Source organism: Peribacillus sp. P4_C12 (assembly GCF_056402095.1).
Genome location: NZ_JBFUIB010000338.1, coordinates 1 through 4,103, shown reverse-complemented (window position 1 = coordinate 4,103; position 4,103 = coordinate 1). Strand labels below are relative to the sequence as shown.

Annotated in this window: 3 protein-coding genes; all 3 read right to left on the bottom strand. The window is 37.4% G+C overall.

The window, feature by feature from the left end:
• Window positions 1–179: 179 nt before the first annotated feature.
• Window positions 180–1,694 carry a carboxypeptidase M32 gene (locus AC1DUW_RS22370; protein WP_477643498.1) on the bottom strand — a complete coding sequence of 505 codons (1,515 nt, stop codon included), beginning with the start codon at window positions 1,692–1,694 and terminating at the stop codon, window positions 180–182.
• 128 nt (window positions 1,695–1,822) lie between these two features.
• Window positions 1,823–3,739, bottom strand: a complete 1,917-nt coding sequence (locus tag AC1DUW_RS22365) for an ATP-dependent DNA helicase (RefSeq protein ID WP_477643497.1) — start codon at window positions 3,737–3,739, stop codon at window positions 1,823–1,825.
• Between the two features lie 231 nt (window positions 3,740–3,970).
• Window positions 3,971–4,103: cold-shock protein (locus AC1DUW_RS22360; protein WP_477643499.1), on the bottom strand; the 133-nt coding region annotated here is incomplete at its 5' end.

The following is a 4,103-nucleotide window of genomic DNA, read 5'->3' as shown; positions in this document are numbered from 1 at the left end:
GGCGCAAAGGCGCCGAGGAGGCTCCCTGACCGCCCGCGGAAAGCGAGTGCCTGGAGTGGAAATCAACGTTCGAATTTTTACAACCCCTCAAAAAAACTGTAGACAAACTCGATTTTCATCGAGTTTGTCTACAGTCTGAAATCTTGGCAGATTTGCCAAGGTTTTTTTATTTGAAGATTTTATTTAATTTTATAAACTTCCTTATACTTACTTTCAAGATAATCTATTAAATACTGCACGTTTAAGCCTTCCCCTGTTGTTTCTTTCAAAATCTCAAGCGGCTTTTTAGTTTTTCCGTATTGATGTATCTTTTCATTAAGCCATGATCTAATTGGAGCAATATCACCGGATRCCAACAAATCATCAAAGTCCGGCAAATCTTTAAGCATAGCCTGCTTGATTTGGGCCGCATACATATACCCTAATGCATAGGATGGGAAGTAACCAAAGCTGCCGTCTGACCAATGTACATCTTGTAGAACGCCCATGGCATCATCTTCAGGTACAATCCCTAAGTATTCCTTGTATTTTTTATTCCAAACCTCCGGTAAATCCTTCACTTCAAGTTCTCCATTAAAAAGTGCTTTCTCCAGTTCATAACGAATCATAATATGTAAAGGATATGTCAGTTCATCAGCTTCAATACGGATGAAGGACGGTTTTGATTCGTTAATGCCACGGTAAAAGTCATCAAGTTTCACATCAGCAAATTGATCTGGTGCATACTCTTTTAAAAGAGGGTATTTATTTTTCCAGAAACTATAGTTCCGTCCAATAAAATTTTCAAAAAACAATGATTGAGATTCGTGGATTCCCATTGACGTCCCATCATCTAGCAGTGTCCCCGTTAACTCTTCAGCGATATTCTGTTCATAAATAGCGTGTCCACATTCATGAATCGTACCAAAAATTGCACCCCTAAAATCATATTCATCATAGCGGGTCGTCACCCTTACATCACCTCTGTTGATTCCAGTCGCAAATGGGTGGACAGTTTCATCAAGCCTACCAGCCTTGAAATCGTATCCAAGCTGTTTTAAAACTCGAAGATTGAGTTGATGCTGTTGTTCTTTCGGGAATTCTTTATAAAGGAAAGCTGTTTCAGGTTGATGTTTACTCTCGGCTATTTGTTTTACAAGAGGAACTATACTTTCCCGCAGTTGATTAAATACCTTATCAAGAATGTCCACGGTCATACCTGGTTCATACATATCTAAAAGGGTATTATATTTCTGACCCTCATATCCCCAATATTCAACGAATTTACGGGTATATGCGACAATCTGTTCCAGATAAGGTTGAAATATCGAAAAATCGGCCTTTTCTCTTGCCTCTTCCCATGCACTTTCAGACCGGGATTGTAAAATAACGAATTTTTTAAATTCGTCTGCTGGGATTTTCTTATTCCTTTCAAACTCTTTTTTACATTCTTGAACCATTTTATTCGTCGTTTCACTAAGAGAAGCTTCCTCTGTTGTAAGGTCGTCGATGAAGCATTCCATCTCTTTACTTGTAATCATATTGAAAACTTCAGAGGAAAGTACCCCAATAACTTCAGAACGCTGCTCTACTCCCTTTTTTGGTGCACCTGTACGTAAATCCCAATTAATTAATGCGAGGGCTTCATTATAGGCTGAAATTTTCTTTACATATTCTTGAAATTCTTTTTCTATCAGATTAATACCCTTTTTCATATTCAATGCCCCTTCCATCTACACTTTACCATATTATACAAAAAGTTTTCATATCAGAACTACCAGCAGCTTAAAAATAAAATAAGAGCCAAGGTCGGCTTTGCCCCTTGACTCTCAAAAAAGAATAATTATAGCGTTACTGGAAGAACAGAAATAATTTTATCTTTCACCTGTTCCGAAAGATCCTTCTCAATCAAAATCTGTACGGACCCCGAGTCATTGCTGGTACGGATTAAACGTCCGATTCCCTGACGCAAGCGAAGAAGCATATATGGAAGATCCACTTCTTCAAAAGCATTAGTAACTGAGTTGCGTTTGGCCTCGAATACAGGATCATGTGGCGGGAATGGAAGCGAGTGTATCACTACATTTTGTAATGAAGCCCCCGGAACATCGAGTCCTTCCCATAAATGATAGGAGAACAGAACAGACTGCTCATCTTCTTGAAACTTTTTAACAAGATCGCTAATCTCCGCTTCACCTTCAAAATAAARGGGATATGCTGTTTTCTGGCTGTTTTCCTTGAACCATAGCAATTCTTCTTTTGATTGGAATAATACTAGAGTTCTACCTTCATTTTCCTCAATCGTCTTCATTGTATAATTAAGTTTAGCCAATTTGTCTCCATTTTCAAAGACTGGCATATTCATTTTCATGACTTCATCATAATCAAAAGGCGATTCAACAGAGAAGCTATCATACTTATCTATCCCTAAGCTATCTGCAATGTATTGGAACGATTTATTATCAGATAATGTTGCCGAAGAAAAAATGTAAGGGATTTTTTTAGAAAAAACTTGTTCAGACAAAATATCTTGTACAAGCCTTGGCATAATGACCAATGTTTTTGTCATTTCATTTTCTTCAAACCATGATACCGCCTGTTCATCCTTCACAAATAGAGAAAGTGAGTATCCTAGCTGTTCTAAGTATTCTTCTGTCACCTTTAAATCATAGTCATTAATCGTGTACATTTCCGCTTCAAAAACAAGGTTTTCTTCTAACTCTTCAACCTTTTTATGAAGCTTTTGTGCAAAGTTTGTAATTTCTTTGGACATCGGAATTTCATACCGATTAGAACCACTAACATGAATGGCCTTTTCATCAAGCAAATCGAAAAACTCTTCATTAATGTCAATTAAGTCTTCAATGATGTAAAGCGTTTCTTCACGCACCTGGTTGGCTGTTAGCAATTCTAAAACCGAAGCAAGAGTTTGTTCACCAACTTTATACGTTAGTGCCTTTTGAGCAGAAAACTCCAATAAATGGCCTTCATCAAAGACTACACAGCTATGTTCTGGCAATAACGGTAACTGTCCTTCACGCTTACGTTTTTCTTTTGTCCAAACATGCTCCATAAAGAAGTCATGTGAACAAATGATCAAATCACTTGATTTTCGGTAGTGGTCTCGTGAAAGGGTTTGTCCACAACGATGGCGTTTATCACACGTAAAACAGTTTTGAAGCTGATCCCAGCCTACTTTTGACCAGTCTTCATCATTCAAATATGGATATTGTTTCCGGTCCCCGTAAGCAGTATAAGCATTCATGGATGAATTATCATGGACAAACTTGGGAAGTTCATCATAGAGCTGATCTATTCCCTCTGAATCTTCATGATTCACTGCATACTCCAATTTCTTAAGGCATACATATTGATCATGATATTTGGCAAGACGAACATCCACTTCAATACCTAATGCGTTCTTAATTTTTTGAATGTCGCCTTCTTCTTTGACAAGCTGTTCAATCAATGTTTCGTCTGCACAAGAAATAATTGCCGGTTTATTAGTATATCGGGCATAACAAATGGCATATAGTAAATAGACCAATGTCTTACCAGTCCCTACACCAGCTTCCGCAAAACTTACATTCTTTTCTTTAAAGGCTTTTTCTAATTGAAAAGCCATGAAGATTTGTTCGTCACGCAGCTCAAATCCTTTTTCGGGAAGAATATCGTAAAAAACATCACCGATCCATTCTGAAAGCTTATCGTAAAAAGAATCTTCCTTTGTAACCGAAAAAGGCAGTGTTTTAAGCATCATGGTCTCCCCTTTTATCTATCATCAGTATATAAAATTTCGTATAATAACTTATCTAGGCAAAAGTATATTATCCTTTATTCTACATTGATAGTCAAGTTATTTACCTTTCTACAAGAAATGAATTTTCCCGTATATACTGCATCTTCTATGTATGTAAGCAAGCGCTCCCAACTCGTAAAATAAAAGACAGGCTCTTCATGAGAGCCTGTCTGTAAGTACTATTTAGTTGAATTAAGCTTTGTTTACGTTTGATGCTTGTGGTCCACGTTGACCTTGTTCTACATCAAATGTAACATCTTGGCCTTCTTCAAGTGTTTTGAAACCTTCGCCTTGGATAGCTGAGAAATGTACGAATACATCGTCT